This is a genomic window from Serratia sp. GW822-FHT06E05 (genome assembly GCF_058799445.1).
Genome location: NZ_JBXALM010000003.1, coordinates 262465 through 286429, shown reverse-complemented (window position 1 = coordinate 286429; position 23965 = coordinate 262465). Strand labels below are relative to the sequence as shown.

General features: G+C 56.1%; 22 protein-coding genes and 1 other RNA gene. 7 read left to right on the top strand and 16 right to left on the bottom strand.

Annotation, left to right across the window (positions count from 1 at the left end):
- Window positions 1-3: 3 nt before the first annotated feature.
- A complete protein-coding gene (gene gltB / locus AC1RKC_RS11260; protein ID WP_116691670.1) occupies window positions 4-4464 on the bottom strand; it encodes a glutamate synthase large subunit in 4461 nt (1486 codons plus the stop codon).
- 695 nt (window positions 4465-5159) lie between these two features.
- On the opposite strand from gltB, the gene mnmL reads away from it, so the two are divergent.
- The 4 genes from mnmL (at window position 5160) to mtgA (ending at window position 10149) form a co-directional block, all read left to right on the top strand.
- Entirely contained in the window at window positions 5160-6086 is a 927-nt protein-coding gene (mnmL, locus tag AC1RKC_RS11255; protein ID WP_046372557.1) for a tRNA modification radical SAM protein MnmL/YtqA, read from the top strand.
- A gap of 104 nt (window positions 6087-6190) precedes the next feature.
- The gene (gene arcB / locus AC1RKC_RS11250) at window positions 6191-8530 is read left to right on the top strand and encodes an aerobic respiration two-component sensor histidine kinase ArcB (protein WP_020831830.1); all 2340 of its coding nucleotides are present in this window, start codon (window positions 6191-6193) and stop codon (window positions 8528-8530) included.
- A gap of 237 nt (window positions 8531-8767) precedes the next feature.
- A complete protein-coding gene (elbB, locus tag AC1RKC_RS11245; RefSeq protein ID WP_020831829.1) occupies window positions 8768-9421 on the top strand; it encodes an isoprenoid biosynthesis glyoxalase ElbB in 654 nt (217 codons plus the stop codon).
- Window positions 9418-10149, top strand: a complete 732-nt coding sequence (mtgA, locus tag AC1RKC_RS11240) for a monofunctional biosynthetic peptidoglycan transglycosylase (RefSeq protein WP_493092472.1) — start codon at window positions 9418-9420, stop codon at window positions 10147-10149. The genes elbB and mtgA overlap by 4 nt, the downstream gene beginning before the upstream one ends.
- 57 nt (window positions 10150-10206) lie before the next feature.
- On the opposite strand, the gene AC1RKC_RS11235 is transcribed toward mtgA, so the two are convergent.
- From AC1RKC_RS11235 to AC1RKC_RS11215, 5 genes are all read right to left on the bottom strand, one after another.
- Window positions 10207-11769, bottom strand: a complete 1563-nt coding sequence (locus tag AC1RKC_RS11235; RefSeq protein WP_129984013.1) for a S10 family peptidase — start codon at window positions 11767-11769, stop codon at window positions 10207-10209.
- Window positions 11770-11885: 116 nt separating this feature from the next.
- Complete coding sequence (gene dolP, locus AC1RKC_RS11230; protein ID WP_020831822.1) at window positions 11886-12461, bottom strand: division/outer membrane stress-associated lipid-binding lipoprotein; 576 nt, start codon at window positions 12459-12461, stop codon at window positions 11886-11888.
- A gap of 9 nt (window positions 12462-12470) precedes the next feature.
- Window positions 12471-13061 carry a DnaA initiator-associating protein DiaA gene (gene diaA, locus AC1RKC_RS11225; RefSeq protein ID WP_020831820.1) on the bottom strand — a complete coding sequence of 197 codons (591 nt, stop codon included), beginning with the start codon at window positions 13059-13061 and terminating at the stop codon, window positions 12471-12473.
- A gap of 51 nt (window positions 13062-13112) precedes the next feature.
- Entirely contained in the window at window positions 13113-13466 is a 354-nt protein-coding gene (locus AC1RKC_RS11220; RefSeq protein ID WP_020831818.1) for a YraN family protein, read from the bottom strand.
- Window positions 13463-15496, bottom strand: coding sequence for a penicillin-binding protein activator (locus AC1RKC_RS11215; RefSeq protein ID WP_115060598.1), 2034 nt, complete (start codon window positions 15494-15496; stop codon window positions 13463-13465). The genes AC1RKC_RS11220 and AC1RKC_RS11215 overlap by 4 nt, the downstream gene beginning before the upstream one ends.
- Window positions 15497-15558: 62 nt before the next feature.
- Between AC1RKC_RS11215 and rsmI the strand changes: the two genes are divergently transcribed.
- Window positions 15559-16422 carry a 16S rRNA (cytidine(1402)-2'-O)-methyltransferase gene (gene rsmI, locus AC1RKC_RS11210; protein ID WP_020831815.1) on the top strand — a complete coding sequence of 288 codons (864 nt, stop codon included), beginning with the start codon at window positions 15559-15561 and terminating at the stop codon, window positions 16420-16422.
- A 41-nt stretch (window positions 16423-16463) separates the two neighbouring features.
- An RNA gene (gene rnpB / locus AC1RKC_RS11205) (RNase P RNA component class A) lies at window positions 16464-16842 on the top strand.
- A gap of 58 nt (window positions 16843-16900) precedes the next feature.
- Here the strand turns inward: rnpB and AC1RKC_RS11200 are convergent.
- Window positions 16901-17602 (bottom strand): pirin family protein, encoded by a 702-nt coding sequence (locus AC1RKC_RS11200; RefSeq protein WP_046372563.1) that lies wholly within the window; start codon window positions 17600-17602, stop codon window positions 16901-16903.
- Window positions 17603-17709: 107 nt separating this feature from the next.
- Here AC1RKC_RS11200 and AC1RKC_RS11195 point away from each other — a divergent pair, with 107 nt between their 5' ends.
- Entirely contained in the window at window positions 17710-18615 is a 906-nt protein-coding gene (locus AC1RKC_RS11195; protein ID WP_041414994.1) for a LysR family transcriptional regulator, read from the top strand.
- Window positions 18616-18652: 37 nt separating this feature from the next.
- On the opposite strand, the gene AC1RKC_RS11190 is transcribed toward AC1RKC_RS11195, so the two are convergent.
- From AC1RKC_RS11190 to AC1RKC_RS11150, 9 genes are all read right to left on the bottom strand, one after another.
- Window positions 18653-19639: a glutathione S-transferase family protein gene (locus tag AC1RKC_RS11190; protein WP_046372564.1), complete on the bottom strand. Its 987-nt coding sequence runs from the start codon at window positions 19637-19639 to the stop codon at window positions 18653-18655.
- A 72-nt stretch (window positions 19640-19711) separates the two neighbouring features.
- On the bottom strand, window positions 19712-20107 hold the full coding sequence (locus AC1RKC_RS11185; RefSeq protein WP_020831809.1) for a DoxX family protein: 396 nt from the start codon (window positions 20105-20107) through the stop codon (window positions 19712-19714).
- A 294-nt stretch (window positions 20108-20401) separates the two neighbouring features.
- A complete protein-coding gene (locus AC1RKC_RS11180; RefSeq protein WP_020831807.1) occupies window positions 20402-20689 on the bottom strand; it encodes a YqjK-like family protein in 288 nt (95 codons plus the stop codon).
- Complete coding sequence (locus AC1RKC_RS11175) at window positions 20686-21090, bottom strand: phage holin family protein (RefSeq protein WP_020831806.1); 405 nt, start codon at window positions 21088-21090, stop codon at window positions 20686-20688. The genes AC1RKC_RS11180 and AC1RKC_RS11175 overlap by 4 nt, the downstream gene beginning before the upstream one ends.
- A 2-nt stretch (window positions 21091-21092) precedes the next feature.
- Window positions 21093-21398 carry an ElaB/YgaM/YqjD family protein gene (locus AC1RKC_RS11170; protein ID WP_020831805.1) on the bottom strand — a complete coding sequence of 102 codons (306 nt, stop codon included), beginning with the start codon at window positions 21396-21398 and terminating at the stop codon, window positions 21093-21095.
- Window positions 21399-21562: 164 nt separating this feature from the next.
- Window positions 21563-21934 carry a DUF1090 domain-containing protein gene (locus AC1RKC_RS11165; RefSeq protein WP_046372566.1) on the bottom strand — a complete coding sequence of 124 codons (372 nt, stop codon included), beginning with the start codon at window positions 21932-21934 and terminating at the stop codon, window positions 21563-21565.
- A gap of 221 nt (window positions 21935-22155) precedes the next feature.
- Window positions 22156-22527, bottom strand: coding sequence for an EnvZ/OmpR regulon moderator MzrA (mzrA, locus tag AC1RKC_RS11160; protein WP_020831802.1), 372 nt, complete (start codon window positions 22525-22527; stop codon window positions 22156-22158).
- The gene (locus AC1RKC_RS11155; protein ID WP_020831800.1) at window positions 22527-23207 is read right to left on the bottom strand and encodes a DedA family protein; all 681 of its coding nucleotides are present in this window, start codon (window positions 23205-23207) and stop codon (window positions 22527-22529) included. The genes mzrA and AC1RKC_RS11155 overlap by 1 nt, the downstream gene beginning before the upstream one ends.
- Before the next feature lie 139 nt (window positions 23208-23346).
- Window positions 23347-23793: a hypothetical protein gene (locus tag AC1RKC_RS11150; RefSeq protein WP_308529905.1), complete on the bottom strand. Its 447-nt coding sequence runs from the start codon at window positions 23791-23793 to the stop codon at window positions 23347-23349.
- Window positions 23794-23965: the final 172 nt, after the last annotated feature.

The following is a 23965-nucleotide window of genomic DNA, read 5'->3' as shown; positions in this document are numbered from 1 at the left end:
CTCTTACTGCGCCTGAACCCGCAGCTCGGCTGCGGAACGACTACGGTGACCCAACAATGCTTTGACATCACTGGACTTCGGCTTGACCAGAGCAAACTTCGGTGCCCATTCCGGCCAGTTGGCCAGGATCTCTTCCGCACGCGAAGAACCGGTCGCCTGCACGTGCTCGGTAATCAATCCGCGCAGGTGCTCTTCATGAATTGCCAGTTGGTCGACATCCAACACTTCCACCAGTTCTGGGTTCACACGTTTACGGAACTCGCCGTCTTCATCCAGCACGTAGGCGAAGCCGCCGGTCATGCCCGCACCAAAGTTGATGCCGGTTTTGCCCAGCACGCAGACGATGCCGCCGGTCATGTATTCACAACCGTTGTCGCCGATGCCTTCTACCACGGTGATTGCACCGGAGTTACGTACGGCGAAGCGTTCACCCGCACGACCCGCAGCGAACAGCTTGCCGCCGGTAGCGCCGTACAGGCAGGTGTTGCCGATAATGCTGGCTTCATGACTGCGGAACGCGGAGCCAATAGGTGGACGCACGGCGATACGGCCGCCTGCCATGCCTTTGCCAACGTAGTCGTTGGCGTCGCCGGTCAGGGTCAGTTCTACCCCGCCCGCATTCCATACGCCGAAGCTCTGGCCGGCGGTACCGGAGAAGTAGGCCTTGATCGGATCGGCCGCCATGCCCTGGTCACCGTGCACGGTAGCGATGGCTCCGGACAGGGTAGCGCCCACTGAACGGTCGGTGTTGCGGATATCGAAGTAGAAGGCTTTGCTGCTTTTCGCTTCAATATGCGGTTCCGCCTGCGCCAGCAGATCCTTGTTCATCAACCCTTGGTCGAACGGCGGGTTGCTGCTTTCGGTGCAATACAGCGCCTTGCCCGGATGCGGCGTGGCTGTTTTCAGCAACGGCGACAGATCCAGCTTGTTCTGCTTGGCGGAGATACCGTCCAGTTCGGTCAGGAAATCGGTACGACCAATCAGATCCACCAGTTGGCTAACCCCTAATTGCGCCATGATCTCGCGGGTTTCGCGCGCGATAAACTGGAAGTAGTTGGTCACGCGTTCCGGCAGGCCGTGGTAATGATCGCGGCGCAGTTTTTCATCCTGAGTTGCCACGCCGGTAGCGCAGTTGTTCAGGTGACAGATACGCAAGTACTTACAACCCAGCGCCACCATTGGACCGGTGCCGAAGCCGAAGCTTTCCGCACCCAGAATTGCCGCTTTCACGATATCCACACCGGTTTTCAGGCCACCATCCACCTGCAGGCGAATTTTATGGCGCAGGCCGTTGGCCACCAACGCTTGCTGGGTTTCCACCAGGCCCAATTCCCACGGACAGCCGGCGTATTTCACTGAAGACAGCGGGCTGGCGCCGGTGCCGCCGTCGTAGCCGGCGATGGTGATCAGATCGGCATAGGCTTTCGCCACGCCGGTGGCGATGGTGCCCACGCCCGGTTCGGAAACCAGCTTCACCGAGATCATGGCCTTCGGGTTGACCTGTTTCAGGTCGAAAATCAGCTGTGCCAGATCTTCAATCGAGTAGATGTCGTGGTGCGGTGGTGGCGAAATCAGCGTCACGCCCGGTACCGAATAACGCAGCTTGGCGATATAAGGGGTAACCTTATCCCCCGGCAACTGGCCGCCTTCACCCGGCTTGGCTCCTTGCGCCACTTTAATTTGGATCACATCGGCATTCACCAGGTAAGCCGGTGTCACGCCGAAACGGCCGGATGCCACCTGCTTGATGCGCGACACTTTGTTGGTGCCGTAACGGGCCGGATCTTCACCGCCTTCGCCGGAGTTGGAGAAACCGCCGAGGCTGTTCATGGCGATTGCCAACGACTCGTGCGCTTCCGGGCTCAGGGCACCGATGGACATCGCTGCGGTATCGAAACGTTTGAACAGCGATTCAGCAGGTTCAACCTGATCAACCGGAATTGGCGTGCCCTTCGGCGTGATGGCCAACAGGTCGCGCAGCATGGCCACCGGGCGCTCGTTCACCAGCTTGGCGTAAGCCTGATAGTCGCTGTATTTGCCGCTGTGCACTGCCGTTTGCAACGTGCTCACCACGTCAGGGTTGTACGCATGGTACTCGCCGTCGTGGACGAACTTCAGCAGGCCGCCCTGTTCCAGCGGTTTACGTTTCAACCACGCACGCTTGGACAGGTTCTGCAGATCCTGTTGGATGTCGCTGAAGCTGGCGCCGCCGATGCGGCTGACCACGCCCTGGAAACACAAATCGGACAGATCGCGGTGCAGGCCGACGGCTTCGAACAGTTTAGCACAGCGGTAAGAGGCGATAGTAGAGATGCCCATTTTGGACATGATCTTGTACAAGCCTTTATTGATGCCGTTACGGTAGTTCAGCATCACTTCACGGTATTTCTTGTCGATTGCCTGGGTATCTACCAATTTGGCCAGCGTTTCGTAAGCCAGGTAGGGGTAGACCGCCGTCGCGCCAAAGCCTAACAGCACGGCGAAATGGTGCGGGTCACGGGCACTGGCGGTTTCAACAATGATGTTGGCATCGCAGCGCAGGCTTTTCTCGACCAGACGGGTCTGGATCGCACCAACGGCCATTGGTGCAGGCACCGGCAGACGTTGGGGGGTGATGGCGCGGTCTGACAGCACCAGCAGCACGGCGCCGTCGCGGACTTTACGTTCCGCTTCGTCGCACAGCGAACGGATGGTCTGCTCCAGATCCTGCTCCGCCGGATCAAAGGTCAGATCGAGCGTGTCGGCCCGATAGTATTCGCCTTCCAGCGTAGTGAGCTGTTTGAAATCGGAGTACAGCAGGATCGGCGATTTAAAGCTTAAACGGTGCGCCTGGCCTTCGGCCTCGCAAAACACGTTCATTTCGCGGCCGATGCTGGTGGCCAGCGACATGACGTGCGCTTCGCGCAGCGGATCGATAGGCGGGTTGGTCACCTGAGCGAACTGCTGACGGAAATAGTCATAGATGATGCGTGGGCGGCTGGACAGCACGGCAAACGGGGTATCGTCACCCATTGAGCCGGTAGCTTCCTGGCCAATCTCGCCCAGTACGCGGATCACCTGATCCAGTTCTTCGCTGCTGTAGCCGAACTGTTTCTGGTAAGTCTCGAGCTGCGAGTCGTCAAGCTCACGACTGCCGACCTGATCGGCCGGCAGGTCTTCGAACGGCACCAGCCGCTTGACGTTCTTTTCCATCCACTCTTTATACGGGTGGCGGCTTTTCAGATCGTCGTCGGTTTCGGCAGAGTGCAGGATCTTGCCGCTGCGGGTATCGATCACCATCAGCTCGCCAGGGCCCACGCGGCCTTTCTCTACCACTTCATCCGGCTGGTAATCCCAGATGCCGACTTCAGAGGCACAGGTAATCAGCTTATCTTTGGTGATGACGTAGCGTGCCGGACGCAGACCGTTACGGTCCAGGTTACAGGCGGCGTAGCGGCCGTCGGACATCACGATACCGGCAGGGCCGTCCCACGGCTCCATGTGCATCGAGTTGAAGTCGAAGAAGGCGCGCAGATCGGTATCCATATCCGGGTTGTTCTGCCAGGCTGGCGGAACCAGCAGGCGCATGGCGCGGATCAGGTCCATACCACCTGCCAGCAACAGCTCCAGCATGTTATCCAGCGAGCTGGAGTCGGAACCGGTTTCGTTAACGAAAGGCGCTGCCGTTTGCAGATCCGGGATCAGCGGCGTCTGGAATTTATAAGTACGTGCGCGCGCCCATTGGCGGTTGCCGGTGATGGTGTTGATTTCGCCGTTGTGCGCCAGGTAGCGGAACGGCTGCGCCAGCGGCCAGCGTGGCACGGTGTTGGTGGAAAAACGCTGGTGGAACAGGCAGATGGCCGATTCCAGACGCAGGTCCGCCAAATCAAGATAGAAACGGGGCAGATCCGCAGGCATGCACAGGCCTTTATAGATCGTCACCAGATTCGAGAAGCTGCATACATAGAAGCTGTCGTCCTGGACGCGCTTCTCGATACGGCGGCGCGCGATAAACAGGCGGCGTTCCATATCGCGTGGGCGCCAACCGGCCGGGGCGTTAACGAAAATCTGTTCAATACGCGGCAGGGAGGAGAGGGCAATTTCACCCAAAACGTCCGGGTTGGTCGGCACTTCACGCCAGCCAACAACCGACAGCGTTTCGTTCTGCAGCTCTTCTTCTACAATGCGGCGGCTGGCACGGGCTTCCTCTTCGTTCTGGCTGAGGAACATCATGCCAACGGCGTAGTTCTTGGCTAAGCGCCAGCTGCGCTCTTCCGCGACCATGCGGAAAAAGCGGTCGGGCTTTTGTAATAACAGGCCGCAACCGTCGCCAGTCTTGCCGTCAGCAAGGATTGCGCCACGGTGCTGCATGCGGGCCAGTGCGTGAATCGCGGTACGCACGACCTTATGGCTAGGTTCGCCTTCTATGTGGGCGATCAGGCCGAAACCACAGTTGTCCCGCTCTTGGGATTTATCGTACAACATATCAGTGAACCTCCCCAGGCTCTGCGTGACTCTCACAACCGACTCACGAGCGGGCTTCTCAACGTCAGGCAGAAGTCCAATCAGCAAGCTGAATATCGCCGATCTGCTTTTCCGCCCTCCGTCAATGGCCTCTCGTGATGGTGCTCACAAGTGGTAAATGACTTGTTTTAAGAGGGAGTCTTAAATTACTGCATAAATATGACGAGACGTTTGCCCGTCCAGAAAGCTTCCAGCGGACTTCCAACTTAGCGAGAAAGAATACGCAGGTCAAATATAGGCCTAAGGGGGTTTTTTAATGAAATAACTGTATTTAATTATTTGATATTAATTGTTTTTTGGCGTTTTTTAAGCTTGCATGGAGGAGTGTCATCCCCCGAAGAAATGTGAGCTGTCTCACTATAGTGCAACGCCTGAATCTCTGCACCATGCTAGTGCGGGTGGGAATGTCAGAGTTTTATTCTAATAACTTATTCTTTTTTGTTTTTTACAACTATTTTTCATCGCTTTGTCATACTGGCGTTAACGGTTGCGTGGAAATAAGAAAAATTCATCTCGGCCAAGATGATTTTATTTGCATTTATAATGAATAGTTATGCTTGGTGAAGCCTTGCGGAGAAAGCGTTGATCTCTGTCATCGCGGGAAAAGCCGTTTTTTATTAGCATCACGGGCTTTGAGCACAGAGACCCCCAAGATTATGCAGTTGCCGCAATTAGTCAATATGTTTGGTGCCGACCTTCAGCGGCGATACGGCGAAAAGATCCATAAACTCACCCTGCACGGCGGGTTCAGTTGCCCGAATCGCGACGGCACGTTGGGGCGTGGTGGCTGTACCTTCTGCAATGTCGCTTCTTTTGCCGATGAACAGATGCAGCATCAAAGCATCGCCGAACAGTTGGCGCTACAGGCCGGCAGGGTGAATCGCGCAAAACGCTACCTGGCCTATTTCCAGGCCTATACCAGTACTTATGCAGAAGTGAATCTGCTGGCGGAGATGTACCGCCAGGCGCTGGGACAGGCGGATATGGTCGGTCTTTGTGTTGGAACCCGGCCGGACTGCGTGCCACCAGCCGCCCTGGATCTGCTGGCGAGTTACCGCGAAAAAGGCTACGAAGTGTGGCTGGAACTCGGGTTGCAGACGGCGCACGATAAAACGCTAAAGCGCATTAACCGCGGCCACAATTTCTCCTGTTATCAGCACACCGCCCGGCTGGCGCGCGAACGCGGGCTGAAGGTATGTAGCCATCTGATTGTTGGACTGCCGGGGGAAAGCGCCGCCGAACATCTGACCACGTTACAACGGGTGGTGGACAGCGGCGTGGATGGCATCAAGCTGCATCCGCTGCACATCGTGACCGGCAGCACGCTGGCGCGGGCCTGGCAGGCGGGTCGGTTGCCTGAACTGTCGCTTGAGGCATACGCCGCCAGCGCCGGAGAGATGATCCGCCACACGCCGAAGGAGGTGGTATATCACCGTATTTCCGCCAGCGCGCGTCGGCCGACGCTGTTGGCACCGTTATGGTGCGAAAACCGCTGGAACGGCATGCAGGCGGTCGGCGGCTATTTACAACGCCATGGCGGGCAGGGCAGCCGATTGGATGATAAGCAGCAATATCGCCCTTGATCGCTGTTTTGATTTGCAATCTTTCCCACACTTCGACGTTTGCTTCCTTATCTCCTCGGTGTTTTACGGTATGATTTAGACGATTCTGTCTGATGGGAGCGGCTATGAAGCAAATCCGGGTGTTAGCCCAGTACTACGTTGATTTAATGGTAAAACTGGGGCTGGTACGCTTTTCGCTGCTGCTGGCGTCGGCGCTGGTGGTGCTGGCGATGGTGGTGCAGATGGCGGTGACCATGCTGCTGCGCGGCGAAGTGGAAAGCATCGACGTGGTGCGCTCAATCTTCTTCGGCCTGTTGATTACGCCCTGGGCAGTCTACTTTCTGTCGGTGGTGGTCGAACAGCTTGAAGAATCACGCCAGCGCCTGGCGCGGCTGGTGGATAAGCTGGAAGAGATGCGCCACCGCGATCTGGAGCTGAACCAGCAGCTTAAGGACAACATCAGCCAGCTGAATCAGGAAATTGCCGATCGTATCAAGGCGGAAGAAGAACGCCAGCAGGTGATGGACAAGCTGACGGAAGAAATGGAACAGCGCGAACTGGCGCAAATCGAACTGGGCCAGCAGTCGGCGCTGTTGCGTTCTTTCCTCGATGCCTCGCCGGATCTGGTGTATTACCGTAACGAAGACAAAGAATTCTCCGGCTGTAACCGGGCGATGGAGCTGCTGACCGGCAAAAGTGAAAAACAGCTGATTGGCCTGACGCCGTATGACGTTTACGGCCAGGAAATCGCCGAAAAGGTGATAGAAACCGATGAGAAAGTGTTCCGCCACAACGTTTCGCTGACCTACGAACAGTGGCTGGTCTATCCGGATGGGCGGAAGGCCTGTTTTGAGCTGCGCAAAGTGCCGTTTTACGATCGCGTTGGCAAACGGCATGGGCTGATGGGCTTCGGCCGCGATATAACCGAGCGTAAGCGCTATCAGGACGCGCTGGAGAACGCCAGCAGGGACAAGACCACCTTCATCTCCACGATCAGCCACGAGCTTCGTACGCCGCTTAACGGCATTGTCGGGCTGAGCCGCATTCTGCTCGATACCGAGTTAAACGACGAACAGCTGAAATACCTCAAAACCATCCATGTCAGCGCCATTACCCTGGGCAATATCTTCAACGACATTATCGAGATGGACAAACTTGAGCGGCGCAAAGTGCAGCTCGACAATCAACCGGTAGATTTCACCGGCTTCCTGGCGGACCTGGAAAACCTCTCCGGCCTGTTGGCTCAGCCGAAAGGCCTGCAGTTTGTGATGGAGCCGCAGCAACCGCTGCCGCAGCAAATCATCACCGATGGTACCCGCCTGCGTCAGATCTTGTGGAACCTGATCGGCAATGCGGTGAAGTTCACGCCGCAGGGGCAAATCGTGGTCCGCGTACGCCGCGAAGAGCAGGATCGGTTGGTGTTTGAGGTGGAAGACTCCGGCATGGGGATTCCGAAGGATGAGCAGGACAAAATCTTCGCCATGTATTATCAGGTCAAGGACCAGCACGGCGGCCGTCCGGCGACCGGCACCGGCATTGGGCTGGCGGTTTCCAAGCGCCTGGCGCAGAGCATGGGCGGCGATATCACTGTCAACAGCGTGCAAGGGCACGGTTCTTGCTTCACTTTGACCATCCAGGCGCCGGCGGTGAAGGAAGCGGAAAGTGAAACGCAGGCGGAGGAGGCCCTGCCATTACCGGCGCTGCATATTCTGCTGGTCGAAGATATCGAGCTGAACGTGATTGTGGCGCGTTCGGTGCTGGAGAAGCTGGGCAACAGCGTCGAAGTAGCGATGAACGGCAAGGATGCGCTTGCGATGTTTGATCCTGACGAGTTCGATCTGGTGTTGCTGGATATCCAATTGCCGGACATGACCGGGCTGGATATCGCCCGGTTGCTGCGAGAGCGCTATGCCGGGCAGGCGCTGCCGCCGCTGGTTGCATTGACTGCCAATGTGCTGAAAGACAAAAAAGAGTATCTCGACGCGGGGATGGACGACGTGCTGAGCAAGCCGCTGTCGGTGCCGGCGCTGACCAAGGTGATTAAACATTACTGGGATCATCAACCCTCTCACACCACAAAGAAAATGGAGCAAAAGACGATGCAGATTAATGAGTCTTTACTGGATACCACCATGCTGGAACAGTACATGGACCTGGTGGGGCCGCAGTTGATCCATCAGAGCCTGGAGATGTTTGAGCAAATGATGCCGGGCTATCTGGCGGTGTTGGATTCCAATATGACCGCGCGTGACCAGAAAGGCATCACGGAAGAAGGGCACAAAATTAAAGGTGCAGCGGGTTCGGTGGGGCTGCGTCATTTGCAACAGCTGGCACAGCAAATTCAAACCCCGACGTTGCCGGCGTGGTGGGATAACGTGCAGGACTGGGTGGATGAGCTGAAGCAGGAATGGCGTAACGACGTGCAGGTACTGCGGGCGTGGGTAGCGGAAGCTGAAAAAAAATGACCCCGACCTAGGCCGGGGTGCGCGAATATTGCGCCAACACCAGGGAAATTGTGAACCTGCGTATTGGATTTAGTGTTCTGGTCGAGCAGGTTGTAGAGAATTCCTAAACATCATACAGCCAACAACATAGCAAATGTAAGCGCTCTTGTTAGAAGATTCATTAAAATGTGTGATGTAGATTAGTGTTTGACTACTCCGAGCACTAACCAGTTGACAGTATCAACAGGAGGAAGGGTGATGAAAAACGTGGGTGTAGTGCTGAGTGGCTGCGGGGTTTATGACGGTACGGAGATCCATGAGGCCGTCCTGACGCTGCTGGCGTTGGACCGGGCAGGCGCACAGGCGGTGTGCTTTGCGCCTGATAAACCTCAACTTCATGTTATTAATCACTTATCTGGTGATGAAATGCCAGAGGCGCGCAATGTTTTGCTGGAGTCCGCACGCATTGCCAGAGGCAAGATCCAGCCGCTTTCACAGGCCGATGCCGACCAACTGGACGCCCTGATTGTCCCCGGTGGGTTTGGCGCTGCGAAGAACCTCAGCAGTTTTGCCAGCGAAGGGGCGGAATGCTGGATTGATAAAGATTTAGCGAAGCTAACGCAACAAATGCATAAGGCAAATAAACCAATTGGTTTTATGTGCATCGCGCCGGCGCTGCTGCCAAAGTTGCTGGATCAACAAGTGCGGCTGACCATTGGCAACGATCCTGACCTCGGTGAAGTGATTGATGCCATGGGCGGTGAGCCGGTCATTTGCCCGGTTGACGATATCGTGGTGGATATTGAGAACAAAGTGGTGACCACGCCGGCCTATATGTTGGCGAAATCGATCGGTGAGGCCGCCCGCGGGATTGATAAGCTGGTTTCACGGGTGCTGGATTTGGCTGAATGAGAAAATCTGTGGGCAAATCGATGCTATCCCGGCCATGGTTTTGGCTGAAACGCGGATTGATCGCAGTGGTTGGCGCCTGGCTGCTGGGTATCCTGGTATTTGCTTTTTTACCGGTGCCTTTTTCTGCGGTGATGGTCGAGCGGCAGATCGGTGCCTGGCTGAGAGGCGATTTTGGCTATGTGGCGCACTCCGACTGGGTGTCGATGGACGATATTTCCCCGCAGATGGCGCTGGCGGTGATGGCGGCGGAGGATCAGAAGTTCCCGGATCACTGGGGTTTTGACGTGGCGGCGATAGAAAAGGCGTTCAGCCACAATGAACGTCGGCCCACGCGCATTCGTGGCGCTTCTACGCTGTCGCAGCAAACCGCGAAGAACCTGTTCCTGTGGGACGGCCGCAGTTGGTTGCGCAAAGGGGTAGAGGCCGGTTTGACCTCCGGCATCGAACTGGTGTGGACCAAGCGCCGGATCCTGACGGTATACCTGAATATCGTGGAGTTCGGCGACGGCGTATTCGGCGTAGAGGAAGCGTCACGGCGCTACTTCAATAAACCGGCCAAGCGTCTGACTGCATCGGAGGCTGCACTGCTGGCGGCGGTGTTGCCCAATCCACATCGCTTCAAGGCCAATGCGCCTTCCGGCTATGTCATACAGCGACAGCAGTGGATCATGCGCCAGATGCGCCAGTTGGGTGGGGAAGGTTTCCTGAAAGAGAATAAGCTCGATTAACCTGATGCTCCCCTACCGTTAGGCAGGGGAGCCGTCTCTTTAGCAGTGAATTTTGTATCAGGGTTTTTGACTGATAAACGCACTCAGGTCTGCATGCATCTTTTTGAGCGATGGTTCATCCACGTACGGCATATGCCCGGTGTCATACCAATAGAAACGGATATTGTCGCGTAGTTTGGGCGACACGGGCAGATGGCTCATCTCATATTTGGCGACGAAATAAGGCGTGGCCAGATCGTAAACCCCTCCTATCACCATCACTCTCATTGCCGGGTTCATTTTCATCACCCGCGACAGGCTCGGCAACACGTTAAACGATCTGTCGCGGCTGTTGCTGGACATGTTCCAGTCATAGATCTCATCGGAAAATGCGCGATAGTTTTGGTCGGCGCTAAAATGCAGCGTCTTGCCAAGATAATCGTGGAATTGCGCGACGTAGGCGGAAGTAATTGCACTGATGTTGGGATCGTAATTGGACGTTTCGGCGATATTATCCAGCGATGGCCCACGATAGCGGGTATCGATTCTGCCAATGGTCTCGTCCTGGCCGCTCAACAGTTGTTTGGCGAAAACCGGCCCACTCAGGCGCAGATTGGCCTTGAGCCAATAATCGGCCGAAATGCCGGTAAATTGGTAAAGTTGCTCGGCGAGCGTTTGGCGATCTTTTTCAGGCAGATTGGCACCTTGCAGCAATGCCTGGGCATAAGTCCCCAGTGCAAACTTCTCGGCCTGGTCTAACAAGGTTTGCAGGCTCTGGTGTTTGCCCGGCAGCCGCTGGTGGTACCACGCGCTGGCCGCGTAGGTGGGTAGTGCCAGGTAGTAAGGCTGATCGACGCCGGGGTTTTGATTGGGATCGTCGACATTATTGTCATAGTTCAGAAACTGCGACATCAGAATAATGCCGTTAAGATCGATATTCTGATTTTTTAGCGTCTCGGCCAATACCACCGAGCGGGTAGTGCCGTAGCTTTCACCCAATAAATATTTAGGTGAGTTCCAGCGTTGGTAATGCGTTAGAAACTGAACGATAAACTGAGAAAAAGCCTGAGCATCGCCGTTGACGCCATAAACGTTGCTGGCACTCTGTGATTTTTGCTGCGCTCTCTCCGGTTGGCTGGCGGCACTGCTGGAAAAGCGGCTGTAACCCGTTCCGGGGGCATCGATAAATACCAGATCGCTGACGTTGAGCAGGCTGTATTGGTTATCGGTTAGTTGGTAAGGCGCCAGCTGTGTTTTCTCTGGCTGAGTAGCGATAACCCGTTTAGGCCCGAGTGCCCCCATATGCAGCCAAAGCGAGGCGGAGCCCGGCCCGCCGTTGTAGATAAAGGTAATCGGCCTGTTCTCGTTCTTATTCTCATTCTTTTTGAAATACGCGACATAGAACATGCCGGTCACGGGATCTTCCGGGTCGTCTTTACTCAATTCCAGCACCCCGGTTTGCGCCTGATAATTGATTTTTACCTGGTTGACCGTGATCGCGCCTTCGGTAGCAACGGTTTGATCGGCCATCGGGGCTGGGGCGTGCTCGGCGCGGGGCGCTTCCTGTGGCGGATTGGCGGCGGAAACTCCGGCGGTGAATAAAGAAACGGCAGTGAGAAAACCGATTAAAATTCTGTCCATTTGAATTTTATCCGTAATGAAGTGAGAGATGACTTTAAACGCGACTCATTAAACCAGGGTACAACAGCGGGGAGCGTGCAGAAAAGCGGCAAGGGGAAGGCCCCTTGCCTGAAGGATCATTTAACGAAGGTGAAGGCGGTGGTGACGTGTTTCACGCCGCTCACCTGGCTGGCGATCTGCGCCGCAGACTGGCCTTCCTGTTGGGTGACCAGGCCCAGCAAGAACACTTCGCCATTTTCAGTGGTTACTTTCACGTTGGATGACTTCACCGTATCGCTGGTGAGCAGCTGTGAACGGACCTTGGTGGTGATCCAGGTATCGGAGGAGGCGGTGCTCAGGCTAACCGGCGTTCCCTGACGGATCTCGTTATACACTTCGGTGGTGCCTTCAACGCCCATGGCGATTTGCTTGGCGCGAGCCGCCAGATCGGTGCTTGGCGATTGGCCAGTCAGCAGGACTTTACCTTGGTAGGCCGTTGCGACCACCCGAGCCTCTTTTTTCAGCTGCTGATCTTTGCTCAGGGCATTTTCAACCCGGGCTTCCAGCGTCCCATCGTCTACCTGAGTCCCCACGCTGCGTGGGTCGGTGGCCGTTTTAGTGGCGACGGCGGCGCTGCCAACGACAACGCCTGCAATACAACCTTGTAACAGCAGGGCGCTGGACAGCACTGCAAATGTGGCTTTTAGCTTCATCTCAGTTCCTTAATCGTCCTGGTGGGGAAACAACGTATTGTCTATCAGGTCGCATAGGCAATTTACAGTCAGCATATGCATTTCCTGAATGCGTGCACTGCGGTGGGAAGGGATGCGGATCTCGACATCCTGCTGACCGAGCAAGCCGGCCAGTTCCCCACCGTCGTAACCGGTAAGTGCGACAATCGTCATGTCACGCGTCACGGCGGCTTCGACCGCTTTCACAATATCACGGCTATTGCCGCGGGTGGAAATTGCCAGCAGTACGTCGCCGGCGTGTCCGAGCGCACGAACCTGTTTGGCATAGACTTCATCGTGCAGGCGATCGTTGGTGATCGCGGTCAGCACCACGTTATCGGCATTCAGGGCAATGGCCGGCAGGCTTGGGCGCTCGGTTTCAAAGCGGTTGATCATGCTGGCGGCGAAATGCTGCGCATTGGCTGCCGAGGTGCCGTTACCGCAGCACAGAATTTTATTACCGTTAAGTAAGGATTGAACCAGCGTCATTGCTGCACGCGAGATGGCGTCGGGCAAAGCTTCCGCCGCCGCAATCTGGGTTTGGATGCTTTCGGTAAAACAGGCTTTAATTCTATCCAGCACGTTGTATTAATCCACTAAGTCAAAGGGCCGGTCTGCACCGGTAAACCACGTTTAATCCGCATTGAAGGCGTTGGGTATCCATTCTAACTGGCTACCGGTAATGGCCAAAACATCAAAACGGCAAGACGATGTGTCAAAACTGGCTCCGCGCCCCGCCAGCCAAACGGCGGCGGCATGCAGCAACCGCTGTTGCTTGCGATAGGTAACGCTGGCGGCTGCACCGCCAAACGCATCGCTGCGTCGGTAGCGTACTTCAACGAACACCCAGGTTTGGCCATCGCGCATGATCAGGTCGAGCTCACCGCCGCGCAGCGTAACATTGGCGGCGAAGAAGGTGAGCCCGGCGCGTTCCAGATAGTGGCGGGCCTGTAATTCATAGCCCGCCCCTGTGGCGCGTTGACTCAAGAGACCGGAACGACCATGCCCTGGCGGTATTGCAACCAAGGCAGTTTTCTGTTGATGACGCAACCCGGTGAGGCGGTCAGCATGCCAGTGGTGCCGGAGACCTGGAAGCCGGGCAACTGGCGCATTTCAGCAAAGTGGTTGGACAATGTCCAGGCATCCATCCCCATGGCGTACAGACGCACCAGCGAGTAGTCGTTGCGGAACTGACTGCTTGCCTGCTGCAACAGCTGCGGGTTGGCACCGGCCAGCAACGGGATATCGCTGAACTGCAGGCCTTCCATTTCCAGACGGAAGTCCGGACCGGCACCGGCCTGGTAGCTGCGTGAACTGGCGTACATCGCCGGCTTGCTGCGCGAGTTGGTGGCCATGTCGATCATCGGTTTGATCAAGGTCAGCTGGGACTGGGTCGCGACGATATAGACCGAGTCGACGCTGCCGCCGCTGGCTGCTGGCGTATCGCTCGGTGGCGCAGGGATGGTCAGCCCGGCAATGGTAACGGCCTGCGGTGCCGGCGCGGTGGAGATTGGCGTACCCGACATGCGAATGCCGCCGCTGTTCACCATTTGGCGCAGTTCACCGGCGGAGCCGATATTTTGCTGCAGCACCGTTTGGCCGCCCAGTTTTTGCCACTCCTGATTAAAGGCTTTGGCAACGCGATCGCCGAAAGCACCGCGCGGGATCAGCAACAGCGGTTGCCTTTTCTGCTGTTCCCAAATGTGGCGGGCAGCATCGCGGGCTTCATCTTCCGGTGAAAGCGCGAAGTAACAAATGTTCGGATTGTCCTTCGGCGTTTCCGGCTGGTTAAGCGCCAAGACGTTCAGGGTGGTGGTGCTGCCGGCCAGTTGATCGACATTTTCTTTCAGCAGCGGGCCGACCACCAGGGTGGCACCATCCTGCTGGGCCTGCGTCAGCAGCGCAGCCAGTGGCTGACTGGAGGTATCATACACCTTAATTTGCGCGTTAGCGGCCTGCGGCGGCGTAATTGGCGCGGTAGACGGAGCAGAAGGCTGAGCGGCAGTGACCGGGGCAGCATCTGCTGACGGCGCCGAGGTGCTTACTGCGCCGTTGGCATTGGGATCCGTCGAGGCAGGAGCCTGCACCGGCTCAGTGGTAGGCTGTTGCTGCTGTTGTTGTTGCACCGGAGCGGAAGGTGTCACGCCGTTTTTCGCCGCTTCAAACCCTTTTTGGATCGCGTCGGCGAACACTTTTGCCTGGCCGTTCAACGGCAGCAGCAGTGCGATTTTTGAAGTGGAAGCCTGGGTAAAGTTCAGTACCTGGTTCAACTGAGTGGGCAGGGTTTTCGCCGCCGGATTCTGCGGGTAGCGATTCTGCCAATCTTTAATACCGGCCTTCAGCAGATCGGGATCCTGTTTGTTGTCCTGATAAACGCGCAGCAGATCCAACCAGCCCTGCAGTACATTCTCGTTGGCGTTGATCACCAGACTGTTCATGTCCTGCGGTGTCAGCTGCAGCAGGGCCAGCCAGGTCTGGTCCAGATTGGTTTGGTGCGCTTTGCCGGTCACCAGCGGTTCTTGTGCGATGTAAGCGCGGATCAGCGGCAGGGAAGGTTTACCCTGATTAGCAGCGATCTGCGCCTGGTAGAAGCGCACCAGCTGGTTGGCCGACAACGAGCCGGTATCCAGATGGCTCAGGGTGGTGCGGGCAGCGACGTAGCTTTTGTTCGCCACCTGCAGCTCGGCGCTCAGTAACTGGCGCTCCACCAGTTGAACGCTGCTGAGGTTTTTCGGCAGCTGGTTCAGTTGTTCACTGGCCTGCGGCAGTTTCCCTTCGCGCAGTAACGCGCGAATAGCAAGTAATTGCCAGTCAGCCTTGTTATCATTGCTGCTTTGCTGTAGCTGCTGCAGATAGTAATCGGAACTGGCGCTCGCTTCGTCCTGTATATTAGCGGGCGGCGTCTGCGGGGCCTGACTCGGGCAACCTGCAAGGAAAAGGGCTGCCGCGATAACTGCGGTAAGTCGGACAGGCTTTGAACGCCCTGCTTTGGTACGAACGAATGTTGAGGAAAGCATACTGTATCCAGTGATGTTTTTTTCAAGATGCTTAATATTAAATCGGCAATCCGGATGAAACAATGAATCAACACCAACAATCAGTCATTTCTGCATCAACGCTGTATGTGGTGCCCACCCCAATCGGCAATTTAGGGGACATTACCCACCGTGCGTTAGAGGTACTGAAAAGCGTTGATCTGATTGCGGCGGAGGACACGCGCCACACCGGGTTGCTGTTGCAACACTTTGCGATTAGCGCGCGGTTGTTTGCGCTGCACGACCATAACGAACAGCAAAAGGCCGATCAACTGCTGGCGAAATTGCAGGAAGGCCAGAGCATTGCGCTGGTTTCCGACGCAGGTACGCCTTTGATTAACGATCCCGGCTATCACCTGGTACGCCGCTGCCGTGAAGCCGGTATCCGCGTCGTACCCTTACCCGGCGCCTGTGCGGCAACCACCGCGCTGTGTGCTGCCGGTCTGGCTTCAGACCGCTTCTGTTACGAAGGGTTTCTGCCGGCGAAAACCAAGGGGCGTAAGGATACGCTGATGGCGCTGGCAGAGGAACCGCGCACGCTGATTTTCTACGAATCAACCCACCGTCTGCTGGAAAGTTTGCAGGACATGGTGACCGTGTGGGGGCCGCACCGTTACGTGGTGCTGGCGCGCGAACTGACCAAGACCTGGGAATCCATTACCGGTGCGCCGGTCGGCGAATTGCTGGCCTGGGTGCAGGAAGATGAAGTGCGTCGTCGCGGTGAGATGGTGTTGATCGTTGAAGGCCACAAAGTACAGGAAGATGCACTGCCGCTGGAGGCGTTGCGGACGCTGGCGCTGTTGCAAAAAGAATTGCCGTTGAAAAAGGCGGCGGCGCTGGCGGCGGAGATCCACGGCGTGAAGAAAAATGCGTTGTATAAACACGCATTGGAGCAACAAGAACAGTAAAGCGGTTGACCTGCCGTGAGCGCAACGCTACTATCCGCGCCGGAGTTGACCAGACAGTCGCCGCTTCACTGCCGTCCCTTTCGGGGGAGACAGGTGGAGGGGAGGAAAGTCCGGGCTCCATAGGGCAGGGTGCCAGGTAACGCCTGGGAGGCGCAAGCCTACGACTAGTGCAACAGAGAGCAAACCGCCGATGGCCCGCGCAAGCGGGATCAGGTAAGGGTGAAAGGGTGCGGTAAGAGCGCACCGCGCGACTGGCAACAGTTCGTGGCACGGTAAACTCCACCCGGAGCAAGGCCAAATAGGGGTTCACATGGTACGGCCCGTACTGAACCCGGGTAGGCTGCTTGAGCCAGTGAGCGATTGCTGGCCTAGAGGAATGACTGTCCACGACAGAACCCGGCTTACCGGTCAGCTCCCTCTATAAAGAAAACCCCGCGTGACGCAAGTTACGCGGGGTTTTTTCCTTTCAGGATGTGACTCACACCGGCAAGTCGATCAGCAGCGCACGCAGCGGCGTGGCGGCGCGTATCGTCAGGCGGTTTTCATCATGGATAAATGCGCCGTCACCGCACGTCAGGTTCTGGCTGTCCTGATGGTTGCCCTGGGCTTCAATGGTACCGTGGATCGACTGCAAATAGGCACGGGGCCCATTCAATGCCAGCGTCTGCTGCTCGCCTTCCTGTAAATCCAGGTGATGGATCCACACCTGTTGTCGCAGTTGCAGGCTACCCTGAGCGCCGTCCGGCGATGCCAGTAGCGTCACACCCTTCGCTGGCAGCGTCAGGCGCTGCACTCGTTCGTTATTGGTGTCTGGACAGGCATCCAACCACAGCTGCAGACGGGTTAACGGCGTATCGCTGCTGGCGTTTTGTTCGCTGTAACTCATCCCTGGCTGGGTGGCCAGCAGCAAAGCCTCACCGGCCTTGGCGCTCATCGTGTTACCGTCGCTGTCGCGATATTCGGCCTGGCCCTGCAGGATCAAATTCAGAATGTCCACGCTCGGATAAGTACGCGGCTGCAAGGCTGCGCCCGGCGCCAGGACTTCCTGATTGAGCACCCGTAGCGAGGCGTAACCCATCAGCTTGGGATCGAAGTAATGTCCAAAAGAAAAGGTGTAGCGAGCCTGCAGCCAACCAAAGTCAGCTTGCCCGCATTGTTTTGCTGTTCTGCATGTAATCATGGCAATTGGCTCTCTAAATTCATTATCTAGATGGTAAGCATCTGGACGCCGGATTGTTAGCCAGTTAATCTGGTCGGCATATTCAAATTTCCTGACAGAGAGATTCGATGGCCAGAGATCGGGCGTTAACGCTTGAAGCGTTAAGGGTTATGGATGCGATCGACCGACGTGGCAGCTTTGCTGCGGCAGCCGATGAGTTGGGGCGTGTGCCTTCGGCGCTCAGCTACACCATGCAAAAATTGGAAGAAGAATTGGACGTGGTGCTGTTCGACCGCTCCGGCCACCGCACCAAATTCACCAACGTCGGCCGCATGCTGCTGGATCGTGGACGGGTGCTGCTGGAGGCGGCGGATAAGTTGACCACCGACGCCGAGGCCCTGGCGCGCGGCTGGGAAACCCATCTGACTATCGTCAGCGAGGCCTTGTCGCCGCCAAGCAAGCTGTTTCCGCTGGTTGATAAGCTGGCGCTCAAAGCCAATACCCAGGTGTCTATCTTCACTGAGGTGCTGGCTGGAGCCTGGGAGCGGCTGGAGCAAGGGCGCGCCGATATCGTTATCGCCCCGGACATGCATTTTCGCGCCTCGTCAGAAATCAACACGCGCAAACTGTACAAAGTGACGAGCATGTATGTGGCCGCGCCGGACCATCCGATCCATCTCGAGCCGGAGCCGTTGGCTGAGGCCACGCGGGTGAAATACCGTGGTATTGCGGTAGCCGATACCGCCAGGGAACGTCCGGTATTGACCGTACAATTGCTGGATAAGCAGCAGCGCCTGACGGTGAGCACCATTGAAGATAAACGTCTGGCTCTGTTGGCCGGTCTGGGCGTGGCGACCATGCCTTACCCGATGGTCGAGAAAGATATCGAAGAAGGGCGCTTGCGGGTGGTGGGGCCGGAATACAGCCGTGAAGTTGACATTATCATGGCCTGGCGGCGCGACAGCATGGGCGAGGCGAAAGCCTGGTTCCTGCGCGAGATCCCAAGGCTGTTCACCCAGTTGGAGCGTCAGTAAGCGCTCCCCCTAGCCGCAGGCAAAGGGGAGCTTGTCGTTAACCGAAACGCGTGTCGCGACCGTGTGGTTCGTCGAGATCCTGCGCCGGCCCAATCGAAATGATGCCGTGCGGATTGATGGTGGCGTGGCTGCGATAATAGTGATTGCGGATGTGCGGCAAACTGACCGTTTCGGCAATGCCTGGCATCTGGTAGATATCACGCAGGAAGCCGTACAGGTTGAGGTAATCGCTGATGCGGTGTTTGTCGCACTTAAAGTGGGTAACATACACCGGATCGAAGCGTATCAACGTGGTCCACAGGCGCAGGTCAGCCTCAGTCAGGCGATCGCCCGTCAGATAACGCTGTTGTCCCAGAATTTGCTCCAGCCGTGCCAGGGCGTCGAATACCCCGTGTACCGCTTCGTCATAGGCCTCCTGGCTGGTGGCAAAGCCGGCCTTATACACTCCGTTGTTCACCAGGTCGTAAATCCAGCCGTTCAGCTCATCAATTTTCCCGCGTAGTTCTGCAGGATAATAATCGCCGGCGCGTGCGCCAACGCCATCGAATGCGCTGTTGAACATGCGAATGATATCGGCGGATTCATTGCTGACGATGGTTTGCTGCTGCTTGTCCCACAGCACCGGAACAGTCACACGACCGGTGTAGTGCGGGTCGGCGCGCAGGTAAAGCTGGTAGAGGAAATCTGAGTGATAGAGATCATCGCCGGTCGCTTCAGGGAAATCGGTGCCGAAGGTCCAGCCGTTTTCCAGCATCAGCGGATGTACCACCGAAACAGGAATGATCTGCTCCAGCCCTTTCAATTTACGCATCAGCAGAGTGCGGTGCGCCCAAGGGCAGGCAAGTGAAACGTACAGGTGATAACGATCTTTCTCCGCTTTAAAACCTGCAACGCCGTGTTCGCCCGGCTGGCCGTCGGCGGTCACCCAGTTGCGGAACTGAGAGGTTGAGCGTTTGAAACGGCCTCCGGTAGATGAGGTGTCATACCAGATGTCTTGCCAAACGCCATCGACGAGTTGTCCCATGGGAATCTCCTTCGTGTCCGAGTGAAAAAGCAGAAGGGCCCGCTTACCGGGCCCCGTGTCGCTATTAAAAACTTACCACTTCTTGTTCAGCAAACGGTCGATACTGAAACCGCCCGGGCCGGCAACAGCCAGTACCAGGAAGCCGCCGGCGATGGCCAGGTTCTTCATGAACATCAGCTGGTTTACGCCTTCCGCAAAGTTAGTATGGAACAATAACGCGGTCAGCACAGTAAAACCGGCGGTGAACAGCGCTACGGTACGAGTCAGGAAACCGAACATGATTGCCAGACCGCCGCCAAATTCCAGCAGGATAGTCAGCGGCAACAAGAAGCCAGGCACGCCCATCGATTGCATGTACTGTTGGGTTCCGGCATAGGCATCGCCCATTTTGCCGTAGCCTGCCACGATAAACAGGATTGTCATCAAAATACGCGCAACCAGCAAACCTGTATCTTCTAATTTTTTCATCATTTACTCCAAAGTGATTTTTGTTTGCCAGTCTTGGCATTTTCATGTCGGTGGGCGGTATGCCGGGTATTTAGCCCCGTGCGGCCCGTCTCGTGTCGATGGAGTGAATGTTAATCGGGAAGCGTACGCTTTGTTAGCAAGTAAAACTGTCGTATTTTTTCAAAAAAACTGAATCTTTAGCCTGCTAACAAAGAGAGGGGAATCAGAATGTTGCCCAGCCTTCACCGACAGAAAAGGGAATTTTCTGCGAAAAGGCGGGCTTAACAACGGAAGAATTGAAGGAACTGCGAAAGGTTATTTGTTGGAAAAGGTTTTCTGGATCAAACGGATAGTGCCAAAGACACCAAAAGCGCGACGAGACCAGCGAATCAGCTTGCTCGGATGGCGTATACCGTAGATGGCCATCACGCTGGAGCCGACCACCAGGTATTTACGCAAGCCGAAAACCGTTTGCCAGCCGCGATCGATACGCTCGGTCTTTTCCAACCACAGGGTTTTGTTTTCCGCAAGATCCAGCCTTTGCTGCTGGATCTTGCGGATGAGCTTCTCTTTTCTCCATTCCAGATAGCGGCGACGATTCATTTTTCGTCCTCCAGCTCGGAACGGTCGATCTCCAATTGTTTGCGCGTGGCACCCAGCAACGTGGAGCGTCGAGCCTTGACCAGTGTCCAAATAGCACCGAACACGGCCAGGAACAGCAGCACCCCGGTAGTGGCCCCTAACGCCATCAGGCGGTAGATAGGATCGATGGCCCAGAAAATCAGGATCAACAGGCTCATCAGGCCAAATGCGGTGAACAACAGCGTCATGCCGGCCATGATCAGCAACTGAATGAGGTTGGCTTTCTCCTCTTCCAACTCGACCACTGCCAGACGGACACGGGTCTCCACCATACCGACCAGAATAGTAATGATGCGCTGGGCGACATCCAGGACCCCCTTGGCGGGGCCCTGTGCACGAACTTGCGGTTGTTGTTCAGCCATAATTAGCGGCGAGCTAACAGAACGCCCAGAACCACACCGACAGCGGCGCCGATACCGATCCCGGTCCACGGATTATCACGAACATATTCGTCCGCCTGGCCGGCGATCTGTTTGGTTTGAGAAGCCAGTTTGTCCCCGGCATCGCTCAGGCGAGCACGGGTATCCTTCAGTGCGCCTTCAGCTTTGGAGCGCAGCTTTTCCAGCTCGGCTTTTGGCTTATCGGTGGAAGAGTTCAACACTTCTTCCAGCGTATCGGCTAAGGATTTAAGTTCAGCGCGTAAGTTTTCTGCATTTGAATCATGTGCCATGTGATAATTCCTTAACGTTAACTGAGACAGACTTTTAACATAGCGGATTTTTTCGCCGGAGCAAAGGGGGGATGAGTAGTTGATATCACTAAGCATCCATTTCAAATACGGTAAAAATCCCGCATGGTGCGGCTCTCAGCGATAAATCCGCTAGTGTAAAAAAATTATTCCGCTTGGGCTTGCTTAAGCTCGGCTTGAGCTTCAGTCAGCTTTTTCTGTTTCTTGGCAATTTTATCCAGATTGCCGGCCTGCTGAGCTTCTTTCAGCTCCTGCTGACGTTCGGCTACCTTGCTTTGTTTCTCATCGATTTTTTTCTGGCGATCGGCTTTCAGGCCGGCTTCGGTGCAATGCGTTTGCACTTCGCTCAGTGCCGTTTTCAGCCCAGCAACACGGTGAGTGTTGCCATGCTGGGTGGCGTAATCGATCTGTTTTTGAATCTCTTGTGCTTTGGCTGCACAACCGCCCTCAGCCGCAAACGACAGGGCCGGGAAGACGAAGAATGGGAGAGCCAGTAACATCGATTGGCGTAATTTCATGCTATCAATTCCTTGTTAATGGGAGGCGCTAGAACGCATCCACTGTTCCTGACTGCCAACAGGGGCAGTGCGACAGGAGTCTTACGTGGCTGACTGACGCTAACTTTGAGCATAGCCATAAATCGTGAAGACCCCAAAGAATCCGCCACAGTTCGGTGGTGATTGATGCTTAATTGAACAGGGCGGTGTTATGAAAGGAAACCCTTTCATATGAAAGGGTATTATCCCAGATTAAGGGGAGAGCGTGCAAATTCACGTACCCAATGGGTAGGTACTGGGGATTCGCTCAGGGCAATGATGTACCCCGGCGGCAGAATGGTTTGCAAGGCCTCGCGCGCCAGCAACTGCTGTTCCGGCGAGTCCAGGCGGATCACCAGGCCGTCGCCTTCCGGAGTAATGCTTTTGATGCGAATACCGCGTTGATCCAGCCGTTGATAGACATAAAAACCGTCAGGCAGCGAAAGGCCTTGCTGCCCTGCGCGAATGCGTAGCTCGCTTTCGGTTCGCACCATGCAGGGCACCAACAGCGTGGCGAGTGCCAGCAAAGCGAGCGCAATCAGCAAAACATATTGCCAGCGCGGGCGCTTGATCATCACGCCCCTTTCCCCTGGTCCTGGCTGTCGGCGCGTTTCTTGCGCCACAAGACGATCAGCGAGCCGACTAACCCGACGACCAGCAGCACCAGCGGCAACAGCATCAGGCAGAACATCAGCTGGTCTTCATACTTACGAAATACCGGAGTTTTTCCCAGCGCAAAGCCCAGCGAGGTGAGGATCACGACCCACAGCAGGCCGCTCATCCAGTTAAAGAACTGGAAGCGGGCATTGCTCAGGCCAGACAGTCCGGCAATGGTCGGCAGCAGAGTGCGGACAAACGCCAGGAAACGGCCGACCAGCAAGGCCGAAAGCCCATGGCGGTGGAACAGTTGGTGAGCCCGTTGATGATAGTGAGCCGGCAGATGCGACAGCCAGCCCTGTACCGTTCGGGTATTGCCGAGCCACTTGCCCTGTATGTAGCTGACCCAGCACCCCAGGCTGGCGGCGACGGTCAGGATCAGGATGGTGAGCGGGAAATTCATGGTGCCTTTGGCGATCAGGACGCCGACCAGGATCAACAGGCTATCCCCTGGCAGAAAGGCTGCCGGCAGCAGACCGTTTTCCAAAAACAGGATCATAAACAGCAGCACGTAGAGGGTCCAGACCAGCGAAGGGTTCGCCAGCGTCTCAAAATCCTGCTGCCATAAGGCATGTAACAGTTCTTTAATGATGTCCATCCGGTGTTCCTAAAACGTCATTGTTTATTTTATTTCAGCGGCTGATCGAGTGTGGGCCGAAAGCGCGCGGGCGATGCTGGCTGCTGATAATGATGAAACGGCGTTGCTTTTTAGTAGATTCTAGTCGGTGCGACACCGGTCATGAGTGGTAAGTCAGCGTGCCACGGTAAAGCATATTACTTTCTTTCCAGCCGCCTAGCCTGTTTTGCTGCTGCGGGGTGTGCAGCGTCCAGTTGACCTGGGCAAGCCGGTTGAGCGCAGGTGAGTTCTGGCGCGGGAGTTTGGTGCGGTGGCCCAGCTCTGCGGCCAGGGTATAGACCGGCGGTAATTGGGCGTAGGTCGACAGCGAGCCGGAGAAGGAATGCAACCGCGGCAATAACAACGGCAATTTACCCGGCTTTTTTCGCTGCAGCTCTGCCGGTGACCGATAAACCTGGTCGTAAGGGGAAAGCAGCGGATCGGAGAGCGAGGGTAAACTGCTCAGCGATGTAGGGGTTGCTTTGGAAGGTGCCGCGCATAGCTTTTGGCCGGAGACCGAACCGGTCCAGCAAAAAAGAGCAATAAGCATGGCAAACAACCAGCGCATGTATTCGCGTCCCGCCCCGTAGCAGAGGGTAAAAAAGTGGCTCAACTTTACCAAAATAGCACGATTGGCAACAGGGAAATCTACGTTGCCAGCGGTGAAATACTACACGGCAAATCGCCGTTCAGGCATCGATTCAGCGGATTTTACAATACCTGACATAACCCGACGATTT